17 protein-coding genes are annotated in these 19,973 nt (G+C 59.2%); 11 read left to right on the top strand and 6 right to left on the bottom strand.

From position 1 onward, the window contains the following. The first annotated feature begins 38 nt into the window (after positions 1-38). The 5 genes from EXN68_RS15995 (at position 39) to EXN68_RS15970 (ending at position 7,120) form a co-directional block, all read left to right on the top strand. Positions 39-1,955: a bifunctional 5-dehydro-2-deoxygluconokinase/5-dehydro-2-deoxyphosphogluconate aldolase gene (locus tag EXN68_RS15995; protein ID WP_142841822.1), complete on the top strand. Its 1,917-nt coding sequence runs from the start codon at positions 39-41 to the stop codon at positions 1,953-1,955. After that, positions 1,952-3,778 carry a 3D-(3,5/4)-trihydroxycyclohexane-1,2-dione acylhydrolase (decyclizing) gene (iolD, locus tag EXN68_RS15990; protein WP_142841821.1) on the top strand — a complete coding sequence of 609 codons (1,827 nt, stop codon included), beginning with the start codon at positions 1,952-1,954 and terminating at the stop codon, positions 3,776-3,778. The genes EXN68_RS15995 and iolD overlap by 4 nt, the downstream gene beginning before the upstream one ends. A 1-nt stretch (position 3,779) precedes the next feature. Next, positions 3,780-4,688 carry a myo-inosose-2 dehydratase gene (gene iolE / locus EXN68_RS15985; protein WP_142841820.1) on the top strand — a complete coding sequence of 303 codons (909 nt, stop codon included), beginning with the start codon at positions 3,780-3,782 and terminating at the stop codon, positions 4,686-4,688. A gap of 253 nt (positions 4,689-4,941) precedes the next feature. Continuing rightward, on the top strand, positions 4,942-5,754 hold the full coding sequence (iolB, locus tag EXN68_RS15980) for a 5-deoxy-glucuronate isomerase (RefSeq protein ID WP_142841819.1): 813 nt from the start codon (positions 4,942-4,944) through the stop codon (positions 5,752-5,754). 238 nt (positions 5,755-5,992) lie between these two features. Then, positions 5,993-7,120: a Gfo/Idh/MocA family protein gene (locus EXN68_RS15970; protein WP_142841818.1), complete on the top strand. Its 1,128-nt coding sequence runs from the start codon at positions 5,993-5,995 to the stop codon at positions 7,118-7,120. Between the two features lie 231 nt (positions 7,121-7,351). Here the strand turns inward: EXN68_RS15970 and EXN68_RS15965 are convergent, their stop codons facing one another. From EXN68_RS15965 to EXN68_RS15955, 3 genes are all read right to left on the bottom strand, one after another. Then, positions 7,352-8,314: a 2-hydroxyacid dehydrogenase gene (locus tag EXN68_RS15965; RefSeq protein ID WP_142841817.1), complete on the bottom strand. Its 963-nt coding sequence runs from the start codon at positions 8,312-8,314 to the stop codon at positions 7,352-7,354. 359 nt (positions 8,315-8,673) lie between these two features. Beyond that, the gene (locus tag EXN68_RS15960) at positions 8,674-9,696 is read right to left on the bottom strand and encodes a LacI family DNA-binding transcriptional regulator (protein WP_004433466.1); all 1,023 of its coding nucleotides are present in this window, start codon (positions 9,694-9,696) and stop codon (positions 8,674-8,676) included. A gap of 132 nt (positions 9,697-9,828) precedes the next feature. Then, on the bottom strand, positions 9,829-10,338 hold the full coding sequence (locus tag EXN68_RS15955) for a MarR family winged helix-turn-helix transcriptional regulator (RefSeq protein WP_142841816.1): 510 nt from the start codon (positions 10,336-10,338) through the stop codon (positions 9,829-9,831). A 79-nt stretch (positions 10,339-10,417) separates the two neighbouring features. Here EXN68_RS15955 and EXN68_RS15950 point away from each other — a divergent pair, with 79 nt between their 5' ends. From EXN68_RS15950 to EXN68_RS15940, 3 genes are all read left to right on the top strand, one after another. Next, complete coding sequence (locus EXN68_RS15950) at positions 10,418-11,218, top strand: creatininase family protein (RefSeq protein ID WP_142841815.1); 801 nt, start codon at positions 10,418-10,420, stop codon at positions 11,216-11,218. A 117-nt stretch (positions 11,219-11,335) separates the two neighbouring features. Beyond that, positions 11,336-12,472, top strand: a complete 1,137-nt coding sequence (locus tag EXN68_RS15945; RefSeq protein ID WP_142841814.1) for a CobW family GTP-binding protein — start codon at positions 11,336-11,338, stop codon at positions 12,470-12,472. Between the two features lie 277 nt (positions 12,473-12,749). After that, on the top strand, positions 12,750-13,742 hold the full coding sequence (locus tag EXN68_RS15940) for a WD40 repeat domain-containing protein (RefSeq protein WP_142841813.1): 993 nt from the start codon (positions 12,750-12,752) through the stop codon (positions 13,740-13,742). Positions 13,743-13,822: 80 nt separating this feature from the next. Here EXN68_RS15940 and EXN68_RS15935 read toward each other — a convergent pair whose 3' ends face one another. From EXN68_RS15935 to EXN68_RS15925, 3 genes are all read right to left on the bottom strand, one after another. Further along, positions 13,823-15,004 carry an MFS transporter gene (locus tag EXN68_RS15935; RefSeq protein ID WP_142841812.1) on the bottom strand — a complete coding sequence of 394 codons (1,182 nt, stop codon included), beginning with the start codon at positions 15,002-15,004 and terminating at the stop codon, positions 13,823-13,825. 267 nt (positions 15,005-15,271) lie between these two features. Then, positions 15,272-15,919, bottom strand: coding sequence for an outer membrane protein (locus EXN68_RS15930; RefSeq protein ID WP_142841811.1), 648 nt, complete (start codon positions 15,917-15,919; stop codon positions 15,272-15,274). Positions 15,920-16,408: 489 nt separating this feature from the next. Beyond that, positions 16,409-16,696: a hypothetical protein gene (locus EXN68_RS15925; RefSeq protein WP_142841810.1), complete on the bottom strand. Its 288-nt coding sequence runs from the start codon at positions 16,694-16,696 to the stop codon at positions 16,409-16,411. A gap of 271 nt (positions 16,697-16,967) precedes the next feature. Between EXN68_RS15925 and EXN68_RS15920 the strand changes: the two genes are divergently transcribed. The 3 genes from EXN68_RS15920 (at position 16,968) to EXN68_RS15910 (ending at position 19,934) form a co-directional block, all read left to right on the top strand. Continuing rightward, positions 16,968-18,146, top strand: a complete 1,179-nt coding sequence (locus tag EXN68_RS15920) for a hypothetical protein (protein ID WP_142841809.1) — start codon at positions 16,968-16,970, stop codon at positions 18,144-18,146. Positions 18,147-18,237: 91 nt separating this feature from the next. Further along, complete coding sequence (locus EXN68_RS15915; RefSeq protein WP_046802053.1) at positions 18,238-18,879, top strand: DUF1007 family protein; 642 nt, start codon at positions 18,238-18,240, stop codon at positions 18,877-18,879. After that, the gene (locus tag EXN68_RS15910) at positions 18,873-19,934 is read left to right on the top strand and encodes a nickel/cobalt transporter (protein ID WP_142841808.1); all 1,062 of its coding nucleotides are present in this window, start codon (positions 18,873-18,875) and stop codon (positions 19,932-19,934) included. The genes EXN68_RS15915 and EXN68_RS15910 overlap by 7 nt, the downstream gene beginning before the upstream one ends. Positions 19,935-19,973 lie beyond the last annotated feature (39 nt).

The following is a 19,973-nucleotide window of genomic DNA, read 5'->3' as shown; positions in this document are numbered from 1 at the left end:
GCAGACCGTACCGAGGTGCGGTGCTAAGGAGGAAGCTTTTGAAAAAACTTGATCTCATCACGATCGGGCGCTCGTCTGTCGATCTGTACGGTTCGCAGGTCGGCGGCCGTCTGGAGGACATGGCCTCCTTTGCCAAATATATCGGCGGCTCTCCCACCAATATCGCCGCCGGGGCTGCGCGCCTCGGGCTCAACAGCGCCGTCATTACCCGCGTTGGCGATGAACATATGGGCCGCTTCATCCGCGAGCAGCTGGTTCGCGAAGGCGTTGACGTGCGTGGCGTAAAAACCGATCCGGAGCGACTGACCGCCCTGGTGCTGCTCGGCATTCGTGACCAGAACCAGTTCCCGCTGATTTTCTATCGCGAAAACTGTGCCGACATGGCGCTCAGCGAAGATGACATCGATCCTGCTTTCATTGCCGAAGCCGGCTGCGTCTGCGCCACCGGCACGCATCTGTCGCATCCGAAGACGGAAGCGGCGGTGCTGAAAGCGCTGAAACTCGCCCGCGAAAATGGCGCGAAGACGGCGCTCGATATCGATTACCGGCCCAACCTCTGGGGTGTGGCCGGCCATGGCGATGGCGAGAGCCGTTTTGTCGAATCGCAGAAGGTCACCGCCAAGCTGCAATCCACCCTGCATCTGTTCGATCTGATCGTCGGCACGGAAGAGGAATTCCACATTGCCGGTGGCTCCACCGATACGCTGACCGCGTTGAAGGCCGTGCGCAAGGTTTCGAACGCGACGCTGGTGTGCAAGCGCGGGCCAATGGGTGCTTCGGTTTTCGCCGGTGATATTCCTGCAAGCCTCGATGATGGCGAGACGGGCGAAGGTTTCCCGATCGAGGTCTTCAACGTTCTGGGTGCCGGCGATGGCTTCATGGCCGGGCTGTTCCGTGGCTGGCTGCGCGGTGAAGACTGGCCGACGACGCTGAAATACGCCAATGCCTGCGGCGCTTTCGCCGTCTCCCGCCATGGCTGCACACCGGCCTATCCGAGCTGGGAAGAGCTGCAATATTTCTTCAAGGCCGGCATTCGCAACAGGGCGCTGCGCAAGGACGAGGCGCTGGAACAGGTGCATTGGTCCACCAACCGCAAGGGCGACTGGGACACGATGCGCGTCTTCGCCTTTGACCATCGCATGCAGCTGGAGGCCATCACCGACGAGCTTGGCATCAAGCACGAGCAGATCGGCGCTTTCAAGAAGCTCTGCCTTCAGGCCGCGCAGCAGGTGGCCGGTGGTGAGGCGGGTTATGGCATTCTCTGCGATGGTCGTCTTGGCCGCGATGCGTTGTTTGCTGCCAGCGGCTCCGGCCTCTGGATCGGCCGTCCGGTGGAATGGCCCGGCTCGCGCCCGTTGACGCTGGAACCCGAACTCGGCAAGGATTTCGGCGGACTTTCTGAATGGCCGCTTGAGAATGTCGTCAAGGTTCTGTGTTTCTATCATCCTGATGATACGGAAGACATGCGCGCCGCGCAGGAAGAGACCGTGATACGGCTGTTCGAAGCCGCACGCCGCAACCGACTGGAAATGTTGCTGGAGGTCATTCCCTCCAAGGTTGGTCCGACCGATGATCTTACCGCCGCCCGTATCATCGAGCGCTTCTACGAGATCGGCGTTTATCCCGACTGGTGGAAGCTGGAGCCGATGAAGACCCGCGCCGCATGGAAGAACGCCTGCGACGCCGTGCATCGCAACGATCCTTATGTGCGCGGCATCGTCGTTCTCGGTCTCGACGCGCCGCAAAGCGAGTTGGAAGAAAGCTTCCGCCTTGCTGCCGGCTTCGATCTGGTCAAAGGTTTCGCCGTTGGCCGCACGATTTTCGCGGATGCCGCCCGCAACTGGCTCGGTGGCAGGATGACCGATGAGGAAGCGGTAAAGGATATGGCGCAGCGTTATACCAGCCTGTGCCGCATTTGGGATGAGGCGCGCGCCAAAAAGGGAGAGGCAGCGTGAAGACAATCAGAATGACGGCTGCGCAGGCCATGGTTCGTTACCTGGCAGCGCAGATGAATGAACACGGCGAAACCTATATCGCCGGCATGTGGGCCATTTTCGGCCATGGCAATGTCGCCGGCATCGGCGAGGCGCTTTATGGCATCCGCGACGAACTGCCGACCTATCGCGGCCAGAACGAGCAATCCATGGCCCATGCGGCCATTGCCTATTCGAAGCAGCTGCGTCGCCGCCGCGCCATGGCGGTCACCTCCTCCATCGGCCCGGGTGCGGCAAACATGGTGACGGCGGCAGCGCTCGCGCATGTCAACCGCCTGCCGGTCCTGCTGATCCCCGGCGATGTCTTCGCCAATCGCGGCCCCGACCCGGTGCTGCAGCAGCTGGAAGATTTCGGCGACGGCACCATGACGGTGAATGATTGCTTCCGCCCGGTCAGCCGTTATTTCGACCGCATCATGCGGCCGGAACAATTGCTGACAGCGCTCCCCCGCGCCATGCGTACCATGACGGACCCGGCCGATTGCGGCCCGGTCACGCTCGCCTTCTGCCAGGATGTGCAGGCGGAAGCCTATGATTACCCCGAGAGTTTCTTCGAAAAGCGGGTCTGGCGCCAGCGTCGTCCTGAGCCGGACGTGGTAGAATTCGAAGAGGCGGTCGCTGCGCTCAAGGCAGCGAAGAACCCTGTTATCGTCGCCGGCGGCGGCGTGCATTTTGCCGGCGCGACCGAGACACTGAAGCGCTTTGCCGAAACCCACTCCATTCCCGTCGTCGAAACGCAGGCCGGCAAATCGGCCCTCGCATGGGATCATGATCTGAATTTCGGTCCCGTCGGTGTCACCGGTGCTGAAAGCGCCAATATCGTCAGCGAAAAGGCCGATCTCGTCTTCGGCGTTGGCACCCGTTTTCAGGATTTCACCACGGGTTCCTGGGCGCTGTTCAAGAACCCGAACCGCAAGATCCTGGCGCTCAACGTCCAGCCCTATGACAGCGCCAAGCATGATGCGATCAGCCTGACGGCGGATGCGAAGATCGGGCTTGAAAAGCTCTCCGCCGCCCTGGGTAGCCACCGTTTTGCAGCGCCGGATGCCGGCCTCAAGGCGGCATGGTTCGAAAAGGCCGATGCCGATACGGCGGCACCGGGCGAAGAGCACGTGAACAGCCTGCCGACAGACATGCAGGTCATCGGCGCGGTGCAGCGCCAGTCGCGTGACAATACCGTTGTCATGTGCGCCGCAGGCACCATGCCGGGTGAGTTGCATCAGCTGTGGAAATCCAAGCTGCCGCTCTCCTATCACATGGAATACGGCTTCTCCTGCATGGGTTACGAGGTTGCCGGGGGTCTCGGCATCAAGATGGCGGAACCGGACCGGGACGTGATCGTCATGGTCGGCGACGGCTCCTACATGATGATGAATTCGGAGCTTGCGACATCGGTTGCCATGGGCGTGAAGATCACGCTCGTCATCACCGACAACAGGGGTTACGGCTGCATCAACCGCCTGCAGATGGAAACCGGCGGCGCAGAGTTCAACAACCTCTACGCCCACACCAACGTCAACCCGATTGCCATCGATTTCGTGGCCCATGCGGGCTCGATGGGTGCGGATGCACGCAAGGTTTCCACCATAAGCGAGCTGGAAGAGGCGCTTGCGGCGGCTCGTGCCTCCAGCCGCACCACCGTCATCGTCATCGATACCGATCCTTACCCGACGCCGCAGGCCGGCGGTCACTGGTGGGATGTCGCGGTGCCTGAAATTTCCGAGCGCGGCGAAATTGCCGGCGCGCGCGCTCGTTATGAAAACCATCTCAAGGAAAGACAGTAAAATGATCCGTTACGGTACCAACCCGATTGCCTGGTCCAACGATGACGACCGTACGCTGGGCGCGCATATCAGCCTCGAACAATGCCTCGATGAAACCGCCAAGATCGGTTTCGACGGCATCGAAAAAGGCCACAAGTTCCCGACGGAGCCGGAAGACCTGAAGGGCGTGCTTTCGCCGCGCGGCCTCTCTTTCGTCTCCGGCTGGCATTCGCTGAACCTTCTGACCGACGACATCGAATCCGAAAAGAAGGCGATGCAGCCGGCGCTTGACCTGCTGAAAGCCATGGGCTCGAAGGTCATCATCGTCTGCGAAACCTCCAATGCCATCCATGGTGCTGACGACACGGCGCTGGTTGACCGTCCGCGCCTTGCTGCCGAGGACTGGGCGAAATTCGGTGCGGGTGTCGAAGCGTTGGCCGCTTTTGCCGCAGAACAGGGCATCACCCTCGTTTATCACCACCATATGGGTACGGTGGTCGAAAGCGAAGAGGAAATCGATCTCCTGATGAAGCACACCGGTCCGAAGACGCATCTGCTGCTCGATACCGGCCATTGCCTGTTCGGCGGCGGTGATCCCGTGCGCGTTGCGCAGAAATACATGGGCCGTGTCGGCCATATCCATGCCAAGAACGTGCGCCCCGTCATTGCCGATCAGGTTCGGGGTGAGCGGCTCTCCTTCCTCGAAGGCGTTCGCCGTGGCGTGTTCACCGTGCCGGGCGACAGCGAAGGCGGCGTCAATTTCCCGCCGGTTCTGAAAGTGGCGGCGGAGCATGGTTACAGCGGCTGGCTGGTGATCGAGGCCGAACAGGACCCTGACGTGCGCAACCCGTTCGAATATCAGAGCCTGGGGCTGAAATCGCTGAAGGCTTTTGCGCGTGAGGCGGGGCTGGATAAGGCTCAGGCTGCTTGAGCTGAGCGGGGGGCATTCGTCTATACGTCCTAGAATCGTATGTTCCGGTGCAACTCCTCCCCCTCATTCCTGTGCTTGTCACAGGAATCCAGCCGACGCGTGTCTACGCGGCGGCAAGACTCCTCTCAGCCCAAGGACTTGGGCTGGCTGGATCCCTGTGACGTCCTCGGGCTTGTCCCGGGGAACAGGGATGAGGGAAACGCGGGAATAGCCGCCCGATAAATTGAACGACTGACCAAAAAGGAACACCACCATGACCTCACTTCTGCGCAAGCCGGTCGCGACCAGCGGCAAGGTGCACGATATCACGCCCCAAAGCGCGGATTGGGGTTATGTCGGTTTCGGCCTCTACCGCCTGAAGCCGGGCGAAACGGCGGCGGAAAGCACTGGCGATACCGAAGTCATCCTCGTGCTGGTGGAAGGCAAGGCGACAGTTTCCGCGGGGGGTAAGGATTTCGGTGAACTCGGCGACCGCATGAATGTGTTCGAACGCAAGCCGCCGCATTGCGTCTACGTACCCGCAGGCTCCGAATGGTCGCTGACCGCCACGACCGATTGCACCGTCGGCGTCTGCACCGCACCCGGCGAAAAAGGCAGCCGCGAGGCGCAGCAGATCGGCCCGAACGGCGTGCAGCTGACCGAACGCGGCAAGGGCGCTAATACGCGTTACATCTTCCCCATCGCCATGGAAGAGCGCGATGTGGCCGACAGCCTGCTGGTAACGGAAGTCTTCACGCCGTCGGGCAACTGGTCGTCCTATCCGCCGCATCGACATGACGAGGATAACTACCCAGACATGACCTATCTGGAGGAGACATATTATCACCGGCTCAACCCGGCGCAGGGTTTCGGCTTCCAGCGCGTCTTCACCGAAGACGGTTCGCTGGATGAGACCATGGCGGTGTCGGACGGCGATGTCGTGCTGGTGCCCAAGGGCCACCACCCCTGCGGCGCGCCCTATGGTTATGAGATGTATTATCTGAACGTGATGGCCGGGCCGATGCGCAAATGGCGCTTCAAGAACCATCCGGATCATGACTGGATTTTCAAGCGGGATAATCCGTAAGCAGTTCAGGCAAACAACGCCGCCGCCTCATCCCTGTGCTCGTCACAGGGATTCAGCCAGCCCAAGTCCTTGGGCTGAAAGGGTGTCTTTCCGTCGTGCGAGAGCCGCGTCGGCTGGTTTCCTGTGACAGGCACAGGAATGGGGGAGCGCGCGAAGATACGTCTTGAGACTGTCTTGGCACACAACAAACGCAATTAACGAATTGAATTGATTCAAATAATTTCGGGAGGAGAATAGCATGGCCGCTCTTGGCGTGGGCCTTATCGGCACCGGTTACATGGGCAAATGCCACGCGCTGGCGTGGAATAACGTCACGAGCGTCTTCGGCGATGTGGAACGCCCCCGCCTCGTGACGCTCGCGGAAGTAAACCCCGAGCTTGCCGCGAAAAAAGCCGCCGAGTTCGGTTTTGCCCGCTCGACGGGTAACTGGCGCGACCTGCTTTCCAATCCCGAGATAGACGTCATCTCGGTCACCACACCGAATGCTTTCCATCCGGAAATGGCGATTGCCGCCCTTGAGGCCGGCAAACATGTCTGGTGTGAAAAGCCGATGGCGCCCGCCTTTGCCGACGCGGTGAAGATGCGCGATGCCGCCCGCCGGTCCGGCAAGGCGGCAGCGATGGGCTACAATTACATCCAGAACCCCGTCATCCGCCACATCCGCCGCCTGATCGACGAAGGCGCGATTGGCAACGTCTATCACGTTCGCGCCGAAATGGACGAGGACTTCATGGCCGATGCCACTCAGCACTTCTACTGGAAGAGCGAGGCGTCTTCCGGTTACGGCGCGCTGGATGATTTCGCCGTGCATCCGCTGTCGCTGCTCTATGCCCTTTTCGGTCATGCCGAAAGCGCCATCACCGACATGGTGAAACCTTACGAAACCCGCCCGCTTGCTGGCGGTGGCAACCGTGCCGTTGAAACGCACGATCTTGCCAGCGTGCTGCTGAAGCTCGAAGGCGGCATTTCCGCCGTGCTCATCGCCAACCGCTCCGCCTGGGGCCGCAAGGGCCGCATTGCCATCCAGATTTATGGCTCCACGGGCTCGATCCTGTTCGATCAGGAGCGGATGAACGAGTTCCAGCTTTACACCACGGATGGACGCCCGGAAGAGCAGGGTTTCAGAACCATCCTCACGGCGCCGCATCACAAGCCCTATGACCGCTTCATCCCCGCCCCGGGCCACGGCCTCGGCTTCAACGATCTGAAGGTCATCGAATGCCGGGAACTGATCGCGGCGATCGAGGGGAAAAAGGCGCATATCATCGATTTCGAGGAAGGGCTGAAGATCGAGCGCAGCATCCACGCCATGGCCCGGTCATTTGCCGAAGGGCGCTGGGTGGGAAGCTCGGAGATTGCGGAATAAAAGGTTGAACGCGAAAGCATCATAACTGGTGCTAAGCCGTCTCTCCGTTCTCGGGCATGACAACCGAGCCTTCGCACTCGACGTCATCCTCGGGCTTGACCCGAGGATCCATCGACTGCAACTGCTTGTGGATCCTCGGGTCAAGCCCGAGGATGACGGAGGAGCGGTCAGAGCCTTTTTAGATATCTCGAAAGGCTGTCTTCACGCCGCCCCGCAGAGTATCTTCCAACCCTACCCCTTGACCGGCGTTTCCGGCACCGGTGTCAGCACCTTGCCGTCCTTAAACCAGCCGAGAATATTGTCGGCCACCAGATCGGCCATGGCGTTACGCGTCGGAACCGAGGCGGAGGCGACATGCGGCAGCAGGGAGACGTTCGGCAGCGACAGGAAGGCTTCCGGCACCTTCGGCTCGGCATAGAACACATCGAGACCGGCAGCACCCAAGGCGCCGCTCTTGAGCGTCTCAAGCAGCGCATCCTCATCGACGCTGGAACCGCGGCCGACATTGATGAACACGCCCTGAGCCCCAAGCGCCGTCAGGATTTCGGCATCGATCGCCTTGTGCGTTTCCGGCGTGCCGGGCACGATGCAGATCAGTATATCGACGGCTTCCGCCATCTCCTTCAGCGAGCCGTAATAGGTGTAGGAGAGACCATCCCGCTTGCTGCGGGTGTGGTATCCGATTTCCACCTTGAAGGGCTCGAGCCGCTTGGCGATTTCCTGGCCGATGCGGCCCATGCCGAAGAGACCAACCTTGCGGCCGCGCAGCGAAAACGGCGAGAGTGCGAACGGGCCTTCGCCAACCCATTTGCCATCGCGCAACCACGTTTCTGCCTGATAAAGCCGGCGCACGGTGTTGATCAAAAGCGCAATCGTCGTATCGGCCACTTCGTCATTTAGCACATCAGGCGTATTCGTCACCACAATGCCGCGCGTGGCGGCATGTCTGGCGTCAACGCCGTCATAACCCACGCCGAAATTGGCGATGATCTCGAGCTTCGGCAGCGCATCGATCCATTTGGCGTTGACAACGCCGGAAACGGCGATGGCATTAACGCGCTCCGCCGCACCATCAGGCAGGGCCGGCTCGGCACCGGCAGGCACGGCCACGATCTCAACCTTGCCTTCGAGGCGTTCGAGAACGCGCGGATTTATCTTGCCGGGAACGAGAACGACGGCCTTTTTGTCAGACATGAGCGGATATTCCTCCTGATAACATTCCAATAGCCGGAGCGGGTTTCAGGCGAACCGCTCGCCATACCACTCCTCTGGGCAGCGATCCTTTCAAACAAAGACGGCCGTGAAAAGGGCAATAAGGGGATGCTATGGGGGCAGACGGAAGTTTCATGTCGATTTTTTTAAGCGCCCCTCACCGTCATGCCGGACTTGATCCGGCATCCAGTCAGCCCGAGTCCTTGGGCTGAGACAGTCTTTTCACCGCGTAGACACGCGATGGCTGGATTCCGGCTCAAGGCCGGAATGACGGAAGAAGGAAACATCGCGAACAACCAGAAACATGCAGCCTGCCGCATCCATACTCCCGGGCGGTGTACTCACACCCGTGGCCGCACGGGCCCGGTCGATTGCCGGATGCGCATTTCCGGCTTGATGAGGTGAATGCCATCAGGTTCATGGCTGCCCGCCAGCCTGTCCAGCAGCGCACGCGCCGCCAGGCGCCCCACCTCCGCCTGACCGTTGGAAACCGTGGTCAGAGCCGGGGTAGCAATCGCCGCTTCCTCCAGATCGTCGTAGCCGGTGACGGAAATATCGACACCCGGCACCAAGCCAGCACGGGAAATGCCGTTCATGAGACCGATGGCGACGAGATCGTTCCAGCAGACGGCGGCAGTCGGCTTCTGCGGCAGTGAGAGGAAATGCACGGCGGCCTCGAAGCCGCCCTGCTTGGAGCGCGGGCCGGGAATGCGCAGATTGGGATCGACCTCGATGCCGGCCTTGCGCAGCGCATTAACGTAACCCTGATAACGGTCGCGCCCCGTCGAGGTCTGGTCGGTGCCACCAACCATGGCGATGGTGCGGTGGCCAAGGCTGATCAGGTGATTGGTGGCAAGCGAAATGCCGTAGCTGTCATCGCCACGATAGGTCGGCATGTCGACGCCATCCATGGAACGGGCCACGAGGATGGCGGGCATGCCGTTTTCTTCGGCCAGCGTCATATCCTCGATCGGCGTGCCGATGGCCGGCGACATGATGATGCCGTCGGAACCCAGTTGCAGCAGCGTTTCGATGAAGGTGCGCTGTTTTTCCACCGAATCGTAATGGTTGGAAAGAATGAAGGTCTGGCGGCTGCGATCCAGCTCGCTTTCGATGGCTTTGAGAATTTCGCCGTAGAACGGGTTCATTACATCGTGGAACACCACGCCAACAATGCCGGAGCGCGAGGTGCGCAGGCTGGCGGCGCGGCGGTTATAGATATAACCCAGCGCCCGCGCCTGCTCCTTGATCTTGTCACGCGTATCGGAAGCAACCAGCGGACTGTCACGCAATGCAAGGGAAATGGTGGCGGTCGAAAGACCAAGACTTTCGGCAATCGTGGACAGTTTGACCTTTTGAGCCACAGCATTCCTCCCAAACGCATGTCAGCGACGGATGTCCCTGTTTAAATTGCAATTAAACAATTTAAACAAAATCCGCAACCTGTTTAAGAGGCGCCCACAAAACAGAGTTTTATTTTTAAAAATTTCAATAAATTATTGAAGATTGGTATCGATTGCCTTGAGAAGTTTAACCACGGTGCGAACATCCTTGGCCGAAAGCCCCTCTATGGCCCTTGCGCCACAATCGGCTATCGAGATGTTGATGTGCTCGACGCTTTGCAGGCCCGCTTCTGTCAGCTTCACCAGTGTCACGCGGCCATCCTCGTCGTCACCGCTGCGCTCCACGAAACCCTGGGCTTCCATGCGGCCGATGGTGCGCGTCATGGTCGGCGCCTTGACGCCGAGCTTCTGGGCGATCTGCCCTGGTGTGAGGCTGCCTTCCTGCGCCAGCGCCAGAATAACTCCGTCCTGGCCGGCATAAAGCCCGCTTTCGGCAAGGCTGTGGCTTAGTGCCGTGCGCATGGAACGGGCGGCCTGGGTGATGGATTGCGCCAGTTCTTCAGGGTTGAAATTCTCATCCCTTTTTTTGGCGTCCTTTATTTTCTTGCCGCCCTTTTCTTTCTTGGCGCCCTTGTCCTTATGCCCAGTTTTGTCCTTGCTCATATGCGAGTGCCTTTTACCCTGTGGCGGAACCGATATATGTTGCTGGAAATCCTTACCGAATGCACGCGCGGACTGCCAGATGCCAAACTCATACACGCATTATCACGACGAAAACGTAACAGACCCTCATCTTCGCGCAACAGGTGCAATTTCCGTGCTGCCGCTGGGCGCCCATGAACAGCACGGTCCGCACCTGCCCTTCGAGACAGATACGCTGATTGCCGAGGGTATCGTTGCCCGTCTTGCTGCCGCCCTGCCCTCCCATCTGCCGGTCTCTTTCCTGCCGGTGGAGCCCGTCGGATATTCCATCGAACACATGGATGTGCCGGGCACGAAGACACTGCGTTACGATGAGGCCGTTGAGCGCTGGCTCGGCATTGCTGAAGCCGAATATGAAAAAGGCGTGCGTAGATTCGTGATGCTGAACGCCCATGGCGGCAATTCGCCGCTGATGACCATCGTCGCCACCGAGGCCCGCGCCCGTTTTGGCATGCTGGCGGTTGCCACCAGCTGGACCCGTTTCGGCGTGCCCGCCGATGTGGTGAAGCCGGAAGACAAGGCGATCGACATTCATGGCGGCGATATCGAAACCTCCGTCATGCTGGCGCTCTGCCCGGACCGGGTGATAATGGAAAAGGCAGCCGACTTCCCTTCACGCCAGAGCGATTTCGCCAGCCGCTTCCGGCATCTGCGCGCCTATGGCCCGCACGCCTTCGGCTGGCTGATGAGCGATCTCAACCCCGATGGTGTTGCGGGAAACGCCACAGCGGCCGCGGCCGAAAAGGGTGAGAGGCTCATCTCCCACGCCGTTAAAGGCCTTGTCGAGCTGCTTGAAGATGTCCACGCTTTTGACATAACGTTATTTCATAACAAAATTTGAGCCACTTGGCCGGTTTAGGCCAAAATCTCTTTGAACTGCCCGGACGTCGCGCCTATATGGACGTCGACACTTCTTCCTTGAGGCCTTTACGGGCCTTGTCTCCACGCGGGGTTTTCCATGACCGAAACAGCACCAGCCAAGCCCATTCCAGTCACCGTCCTGACGGGATATCTCGGCGCCGGCAAGACGACGCTTCTCAACCGCATTCTCTCCGAGAACCACGGCAAGAAATACGCTGTCATCGTCAATGAATTCGGCGAGATCGGCATCGACAACGATCTGATCGTCGAGTCCGATGAAGAAATCTACGAAATGAACAATGGCTGCGTGTGCTGCACGGTGCGCGGCGACCTGATCCGCGTCGTGGAAGGCCTGATGCGCCGGCCCGGCCGTTTCGACGGCATCATCGTCGAGACGACAGGCCTTGCCGATCCGGTTCCCGTCGCCCAGACCTTCTTCATGGATGACGACGTGCGCGCCAAGACCGAGCTTGACGCCGTCGTTGCCCTGGTTGACGCCAAGCACCTGCCGCTGCGCCTGAAGGACAGCCGCGAGGCCGAAGACCAGATCGCCTTTGCCGATGTCGTCGTCGTCAACAAGACCGATCTCGTTTCGCCGGAGGAAGTCGCCCGCATCGAGGATATCGTACGCGCTATCAATCCATCCGCGCGCATCTACAAGACGACGCGTTCAGGCGTCGATCTTGCCCGGGTTCTCGATCAGGGCGCCTTCAATCTGGAACGCGCGCTCGAAAACGATCCGCATTTCCTCGAACACGGCCATGAGGATCATGTCTGCGGCCCTGATTGCGACCACAATCACGATCACGGGCATCATCATCATGATCATCACGACCATGACCATGATCACGGGCATCATCACCACGATCATGACCATGGGCATGACCATAGCCACGATCACCACCACCATGGTGCGGTTTCGCCGATCCATGATGTGACCGTGCAGTCGGTCTCGCTGCGCGGCGGCGAGATGAACCCCGAGCGGTTCTTCCCGTGGATCCAGAAGGTTACCCAGACGGACGGCCCGAACATCCTGCGCTTGAAAGGCATCATCGCTTTCAAGGGCGATGCGGAGCGTTACGTGGTGCAGGGCGTGCACATGATCATCGAGGGTGATCACCAGCGCCCGTGGAAGGAAGATGAAAAGCGCGAAAGCCGCCTCGTCTTCATCGGCCGCGAACTGGACCGCGAAAAGCTGGAAAAGAGCTTCAACGCCTGCCTCGCGACGGCCTGATCCTTATCCCTCCGTGCCCCGGCCTTGCGCCGGGGTATGATCGTTATCTTCCCTCATCTCTGTGCTTGTCACAGAGATCCAGCCAGCCCAAGCCCTTGGGCTGAAGGAACTTTTCTCGCCGCGCAGACGCGCGTCGGCTGGATTCCTGTGACAAGCACAGGAATGAGGTTGAAGGGATGTAAAGCGGTTCCGCTTTTGCCGAAAATGCTCTAGAACCATGCCAGCCGGCGGGAATGACGCCCCGCCATCAGACACATAGACGAAAGACCGATGCCCCATGCCGACTGTTGCCCCGCTTGATATCGAAGGCCACGTGGTCTCGACCCATTTTCTCGGCGACATTCCCCTGTTTGCCACCGCCGCCGGCACCATTCACCGGCTGGATGGCGGAGAAAAGGTAACCGAGGCGCATGAGGGGCTTCTGACCTGCATTCGCGATCCCTACAGCGCCACGCTGCTTTCTGGTGGCGAAGACGGGCGTGTGCTGCGTATCGGCCATGACGGCAGCATCAGCGAAATCGCCAACGTACCGCGCAAATGGGTGGGCGTCGTGGCCGGCGGGCCGCAGAAGGCGGTCGCTTACGGTGTCGGCAAATCCAGCTTCGTGCGGCTTTCAGACGGCACGGTCAAGGAATTCAAGGAAGAGCGCACGGTGGAGGCGATTGCCTTTGCGCCAAAGGGCCTGCGCATCGCAGCCGCGCGTTATAACGGCGTGACGCTGCATTGGGTGGCGAGCGCGGGTGATCCGATCGATCTGGAATGGAAGGGCGCGCATACCGGCGTCACCTTCTCGCCTGACGGCAAGTTCCTCGTCACCACCATGCAGGAAAACGCCCTGCACGGCTGGAAGATGGAAGCAACCAAGGGCGGCATGGAAGCCCGCCACATGCGCATGACGGGCTATCCTGCCAAGGTCAAATCCATTTCCTGGTCGGCAAAGGGGAAATGGCTTGCCTCTTCCGGCGCGCCGGCCGCCATCGTCTGGCCATTTGCCGGCAAGGACGGCCCGATGGGCAAGGCACCGGAAGAACTCGGCAGCCGCGCCAACATCATGGTCACCAATGTCGCCTTCCACCCGGTGGAAGACGTGCTTGCCATCGGCTTCATCGACGGCATGATCCTCGGCGTGCGCCTTGCCGACGGCAAGGAAGCCCTGCTGCGCCGCCCCGGCAAGGGCGCCATTACCAGCATGGACTGGAGCGCCACCGGCAAACTGCTCGCCTTCGCTTCAGAGGCCGGCGACTGCGGCATTATCGATATTTCGGCCTAAGGCGGCGACGGGCCAGACAGTGTACTGGCCCTATTCTCCTCATCCCTGCGCCTATCACGGGAATGAAGCCGAAAATCCGTCTATTCGCTCACCTGACGCCGCGTCAGGAACAATAACAGCAGGGCAGCACCGGCGCCCACGGAGGCAAGCCGGATCGACACACCAAAGCTGGAATATTGCGCCACGAACCCCATCAAGGGCACGGCAAACAGTGCGGCAAGGAAGATGGAATTCATATAAAGCGCAGTCGCCCGCGCCGTGCGCCCGCGCGCAAAGCCCTGAATGAAGGTCAGGCTCGTGCCCGCGAAAAGGCCATAATAAGCTCCCTCCATGGCTGCGCCGAATAGCATGGCGGGCAATGTCGTGACCGAGGCGATGATGTTGAAGGCTATAATCGCCGTTACCGCCGCCCCGCTCAGCAACAGGCGGGCGCTGACCCGCCGCATGATCCTCGGCGCAAGCAGGATCAGCAGAACCTCCATGGCGCATTTGATGCTGAGCGACAGGCCCGGCGCGTAATCCGGCAACCCAACCTCGCGCACAAGAAACACCGGCAGGGCCGATGCGCACAGGGAATGGGCGAAAGACATGCAGAAACTGGCCGCCGCCGCCATAAGCAGCGGCAGGTTGCGCCCTTCATCGGTCTCGCCGTCCTGTCGCCGTTCCATAGGGCAAGTCTGGCCACGCGGCACTATGGCCAAGGCCAGCCCACCCCAGATGGCTGCCATCAGCATGGCGTTCATGAACACGGCTTTTGCACCGGCGAGATCAACGATCAGATAGGCGGCGGCCGGAAGCAGCATCCATGCCAGCGATACCATCATCCGCAGGAAAGCGTTGTAGGAGGTCGTATCGAGCACCTGCACCCGGCCGTGATATCGACCATAACTGAAAACGAGCGTACTGGCGGCGTTGGAAAGTCCCATGCCGGTGGCCGTGACCGCCACCAGCAGCGCCAGATGACCGAACGTCGCCGCCGCCGCCGCAACAAAAGCCCCGGCAACGGAAAGAAGCAGCAGGGGCCGTATCCGCACACCGGCATCGACACGTTCGCCATACATGCGACTGGCTATAATCGAGGCGACCATTGCCGTAACACTGTAGATGCCGAGTGTCGCAGGCGCGTGGCCGAGCACCTGAATAATGTAAAATCCGATAAACGGCACAACAGCCGCATTGGTGCCGCCGGCAACGAAGACCAGCAGCGCGATCATATAGGCCTGACGATCAAAAGCGCCCGGCGAAGTGCTTTTCTGTAGCATGGGGAATCGACTGGATGCTGGGAGACGGGACAGGATCGCACCATCTCACCAAACCCGACCACGGTTCAAGCTCGTAAGTCAGGAAGCGCACGTTTTTGGTTTCGAACGGAACCATGCCGGCATTTTCTTTTCGCTCGCCAAGCATAGCTCGGCCCGGCAGAACATCTCCCGCCGGGCCGGTATGGATCGATAAAGGTCCCATGGTTGCCCATGCGTTGGCGCTATCAGCGCCCCCCCGTTCTGTCCGAAGAGCGGAAGCGCCCCTGATCAGAACTTCACGCCGAGACCAACCTTGACGACATGTTCATTGACATCGCCTACAGACGAGATCGCACCCGTTCTATAGGTCGCCTTACCAAAATCATTGTAGCGATATTCGACACGGCCGAACAAATTGTTGGTGAAAGCGTAATCGATACCGGCGCCAACCGTCCAGCCGTGCAGCACCTTACTGTCCTTGCCGAACGGTGCATCCACTTCGCTGTCGGTCGCGGTGTAGCCGCCGGCGGTGTAGATCAGGGCACGATCGATGGCATAACCGGCACGCAGACGTGCAGAGCCGTTCAGACCTGCGGAAACCTTGCTGGTAACAATGGTTTTGTCGCCCCAGGCATAACCAAGATCACCCTCGACGCCGAGAACGACGGATGGTGCCACCTCGAAATTATAACCGGCAAAACCGGAAAAACGCGCGCCATCGAATTCATGCTTCGTGGTGACGCCAAAAGTGGTCGACTTCACACGGTTCCAGCCATAACCAGCCGAAGCACCGGCGTAAAAACCGTCCCAGGAAAAGGAAGGCGCGGCGTCATTGACATATGGTGCAGCCGGAATGTCATTGACCGCATCGGCGGCAACGGCAGCACCCGAAAACACGCCGAGAGTGACGAGTGCCAGAAATGATTGTTTCAACATGCGATAGCTCCTTGAAAAACAACTTCACCCACCACGCTGCGGGGCGCGAACAAATCCGCCACGAAACACAACGTAATTAACAAGGTGAACGCACCTTATGATTGAAGCTCAACAAGGTTAACATCGTGTGAAAATTTAAGAAAAGATAAGTATGAACGATATAAATCCGTTAATATTTCGAGATTTGCCAATATATAAATTAGATAACTAGCACATAAATCCGGGCGATCATAATGAAGCGATAACGGCCAGGTCCAATCTACAAAATCCATCATAAGTAGCGTTCAGAACGCAATGTTGTGCAAGTATGATCGAGAAAATCTGAACAAAAAAAAGGGGGCCACGAGGCCCCCTTTCAGTTGTGCGATGCGCCGTTTGTTGTTGCCGGAAGCGCCATGCGTCATACAGACGCAACTCGGATCGTTCCCGGCTTATGTCCTGCGCGCATCGTTCTCATCGAAAATCCCTGTCGATCTTCGGTCTAGTCTTTTAGTGCCGGCGCTTCTTGCCGCCGTCATTCTTGTTGTCGATGACGTCGACAGAGGTCTTGTTGCCGTTCAGGATACCGCTCAGGATACCGGTCTTGTTGCCGTTCAGGATCCCGTTGTTGGACAGGATGCCGTTGAGCCCCAGATCGATGCTTGGCGACACCACAACGAGCGCGCCACCCTTGTTGCTGTTTCCGGAAAGGATACCGCCCAGAAGACCGCCGGCATTGGCCTGACCAACGGAAGCGACAGTAAGAATAGCGGCTACGCAAGCAAATTTAGCAATCATTTCTCTCTCCTCTTATGTTTGATCACGCCATCTGGCGTAACTGAACTGTATATTTAGAGGATTCTAATTCAAGCAAAGGCTAATATTACAATAAACAATTAACACTAATACTTGTGAATTTAATAAAGTTTTATCTATCTTGCGCGGCGCTCATCCAGATGAATCTGATTGCAGCGAGTAATCATTTGCCGCTGCGACAATAAAAAAACCCCGGAAACTTTATTAACCATCTAAATATAAGATATTGCTTAATTAGAGACCGGAGATGCGAATGCGACTGGGGGGATGTATCGCGCTTGTTCTTGGGCTTGCCTGTGGCTCCGGCGCACGGGCGGGTGAAAGTGCGGATGAGCACGCTGTCACCTATAAGTCGGGTGTCGCCTATGACACAAATTATTTTGCCGATACCAATCGTCTGAGCGCGATTTCGCTGCGCGCCGGCTTCGGGCTCAACGGCAAGATCGCGCTGGAAGGGGCGGAGCTGCGTTACGCGCTCGAGCATGAAGAGGTCCGTCTCCCCCGGTATAGTTTTGCCAATGAACACAACACCATTGCCTCGCTGGGGTTGACCAAGCGTTTTTCCGAAAAGCTGGAATGGGCGATCGAGTTGCGTGGCACGCGCAGTGATGCCGGTGATATCTTCGTGCACCTGCCAGAAGAAGACATCGGTTATCGGCGGCTGGACCACAAGCTGGAGGCCTCTTCCCAGCTCGGCATCCTCGCTTTGGGCGGCAAGAACACGCTGACGGCAAGCCTCGCCAGCCTGATGAAAGGCAAGGCGCGTTTCAGGCCAGCCTATTTCCTGCCCACCCGGCTGGAGGCCAATGAGGCACTTTTATCCCTCAAGGCTGAACATGAACGACCGCTGGCCGGCGGCGAAGCCGGACTGACACTCGCTTATGACCGCATCGTCGTGCCGGAAAGCCAACAGGAAAAATATGAGCGGTTCGAGGCCAATACGCTGCGCGGTTCGCTTGGCTATGGTTACAGGTTCTCCGACCGTTTCGCGGTTCTGGCCGAGGCGGGCCTCACAACCATTTCCGGTGACGAGATCAGCGACAAGGTGAAACGCACCCGGCCCTATCTACGAACGGAGGCCGAGGTAAAAGCAACTGACCGAATCGCCTTCGGCGCCGGTTTTTCGCAGGACTATGCGCTTTTCGACCCGGATGACCCGATTGCCGAATTCCATCGGCGCTGGCAGTTGGTCATGAAGAGCAAGCTCACCGACAAGGTGGGGCTCAACCTTGCACTGCAGCGCGTTCACAAGGACTGGATTTACTACAACTACGACACCAGCGAACGCAGACTTGTGGCCACATTGTCAATCGATACCGGCAAGAGCAGCAAGCTTGAAGTGGAATTCAACCGCCTTCTGCATGGCGAGCGCGACACCGACTTCTCTTATAGCGGCTCCAGCGTCACCTCACGTTTCACCGGCACCTTCTGAAATATCCCGTCGGTCGGCCCCGGGTCGAAATTCGGTCCCAATTTCTGCTAGACTCGGGCCTTCGAGATTCGAAGGCAGGACAGACCGGATAATGAACAGACGATTTTTGCTTCTCGCGGCTGGCCTTGCCTGTATTCCCGTCGCGGCATCGGCGCATCCACATATCTTCGCCGAAGCGCGCATGGAAATTGTCGAGGGGCCGAACGGCACCGTTCAGGAAGTGCGCAATATCTGGCGTTTTGACGAGATGTTCTCGGCAAGCGTGGTGATGGACTACGACAAGAACAGCGATCTGAAGCTGGACAAGGACGAGCTGGCTGAAATCGGCACCACGGTGCTGGAGTCGCTTGCCGAATATTCCTATTACACCTTCATCACCGCCAACGGAAAACCGGTAGAATTTGCCAAACCGGACGCCATTCACGTGGATTACAAGGATCAGCAGATCCTGATGTTCTTTTCCGTAAAACCCGCCAAACCGCTTGCGGTGAAAGGCAAGCTGAGTTTCGGCGCCTGGGATCCGACCATGTATACGGCGATCGATTTTGCCAAGGACGCCGATATTGCCACCGAGGGCAAGGATCTGAATGCCTGCAAGCACCATGTCGTTCGCCCTGATCCCGACGAGGTGATCTCGCAGAACCAGAGTTCGCTTACCGATGCGTTCTTCAATGATCCGACCGGTACCGACATGACGAAGCTCTTCGCCACCCGGCTGGAGGTGACATGCTGAGCCGCAGCGGCCGTCTGGCCGGGCCCCTGGCCATTGCGGCCATCGGCCTGCTTGCCGTTGCCGGCGTGGCACATGCGCAATCGCCACTTGGCATCGGTTCGGCCGAACCGTCATTTTCCGTCGGCGGGCCATTTGCGCCTTTAATGCAATGGATCAATGTACATCAGCAGATGTTCTACCGGGCGCTGACCGGCGCGTTGAAAGCCATGCGCGAGGATGGCTGGGCGCTTGGCTCGCTGATAGGCCTTTCCTTTGCTTATGGCGTTTTCCATGCCGCCGGGCCTGGCCATGGCAAGGCCGTCATTTCGTCCTACATGATCGCCAATGAAACACAGCTGAGACGCGGCATCCTGATTTCCTTCGTCTCGGCACTCATTCAGGGCGCAGTCGCCATCGGCCTCGTCGGCGCGGCCTGGCTCGTGCTGCGTGGCACCTCGATCACCATGACCAAGGCGACACAGGCGATGGAGATCGCCAGTTTCGCCATGGTGGCGATGTTCGGCGCCTGGCTTCTGGTGCGCAAACTCTGGTCGCTGCGCATAAAGCGTGAACCCGTCGCCGTCTTCGCTACGGCAGGCGAAACATCGGCGGGCAGAACGAGCGGCATGGGCACGGGGCTGCGGTTCCAGGGCAAGCCGGTCTTTGCCGATCACGATCATGATGGCACGAGCGACCTCTGCTCGGCCTGCGGCAAATCCCACGCACCCGATCCCATGCTTTTGAAAAGCAAGAATTTCAGCCTGCATGAGGCCTGGTCGGCCATCATTGCGGTCGGGCTGCGGCCCTGCTCGGGTGCCATCATCGTCATGAGCTTCGCGCTTCTGAACGGGCTTTATCTCGGCGGTGTGCTGTCCGTGCTGGCCATGTCGCTCGGCACCGCCATCATGGTGTCCGCTCTCGCCATCATGGCGGTATCGGCCAAAGGGCTTGCGGTGCGTTTTGCCGGCCCCGGCAGCCGCAAGGCAGCCGGCATCAGCCACGCGATCGAAATCGCCGGTGCGCTGTTCGTTTTGATCATGGGGCTGTTATTGCTCGGCGCTTCGCTTCGACTCTAGGGCATTTCCGGTAAAAATGCTTCGCGGCTTACGTTCTGG

Origin of the sequence: Martinezella rhizogenes (assembly GCF_007002745.1) — a bacterium.
Classification (GTDB): Bacteria; Pseudomonadota; Alphaproteobacteria; order Rhizobiales; family Rhizobiaceae; genus Agrobacterium; species Agrobacterium cucumeris.
Note: the sequence above shows the minus strand (reverse complement) of the source record. Positions and strands in the feature narration are given on the sequence as shown.

Excerpts from the sequence above, each read along its gene's own strand:
- iolE (WP_142841820.1), top strand. The coding sequence starts at position 3,780 with ATGATCCGTTACGGTACCAACCCGATTGCCTGGTCCAACGATGACGAC.
- iolB (WP_142841819.1), top strand. The coding sequence starts at position 4,942 with ATGACCTCACTTCTGCGCAAGCCGGTCGCGACCAGCGGCAAGGTGCAC.
- EXN68_RS15970 (WP_142841818.1), top strand. The coding sequence starts at position 5,993 with ATGGCCGCTCTTGGCGTGGGCCTTATCGGCACCGGTTACATGGGCAAA.
- EXN68_RS15965 (WP_142841817.1), bottom strand. The coding sequence starts at position 8,314 with ATGTCTGACAAAAAGGCCGTCGTTCTCGTTCCCGGCAAGATAAATCCG.
- EXN68_RS15955 (WP_142841816.1), bottom strand. The coding sequence starts at position 10,338 with ATGAGCAAGGACAAAACTGGGCATAAGGACAAGGGCGCCAAGAAAGAA.
- EXN68_RS15950 (WP_142841815.1), top strand. The coding sequence starts at position 10,418 with ATGCCAAACTCATACACGCATTATCACGACGAAAACGTAACAGACCCT.
- EXN68_RS15945 (WP_142841814.1), top strand. The coding sequence starts at position 11,336 with ATGACCGAAACAGCACCAGCCAAGCCCATTCCAGTCACCGTCCTGACG.
- EXN68_RS15940 (WP_142841813.1), top strand. The coding sequence starts at position 12,750 with ATGCCGACTGTTGCCCCGCTTGATATCGAAGGCCACGTGGTCTCGACC.
- EXN68_RS15935 (WP_142841812.1), bottom strand. The coding sequence starts at position 15,004 with ATGCTACAGAAAAGCACTTCGCCGGGCGCTTTTGATCGTCAGGCCTAT.
- EXN68_RS15930 (WP_142841811.1), bottom strand. The coding sequence starts at position 15,919 with ATGTTGAAACAATCATTTCTGGCACTCGTCACTCTCGGCGTGTTTTCG.
- EXN68_RS15925 (WP_142841810.1), bottom strand. The coding sequence starts at position 16,696 with ATGATTGCTAAATTTGCTTGCGTAGCCGCTATTCTTACTGTCGCTTCC.
- EXN68_RS15920 (WP_142841809.1), top strand. The coding sequence starts at position 16,968 with ATGCGACTGGGGGGATGTATCGCGCTTGTTCTTGGGCTTGCCTGTGGC.
- EXN68_RS15915 (WP_046802053.1), top strand. The coding sequence starts at position 18,238 with ATGAACAGACGATTTTTGCTTCTCGCGGCTGGCCTTGCCTGTATTCCC.
- EXN68_RS15910 (WP_142841808.1), top strand. The coding sequence starts at position 18,873 with ATGCTGAGCCGCAGCGGCCGTCTGGCCGGGCCCCTGGCCATTGCGGCC.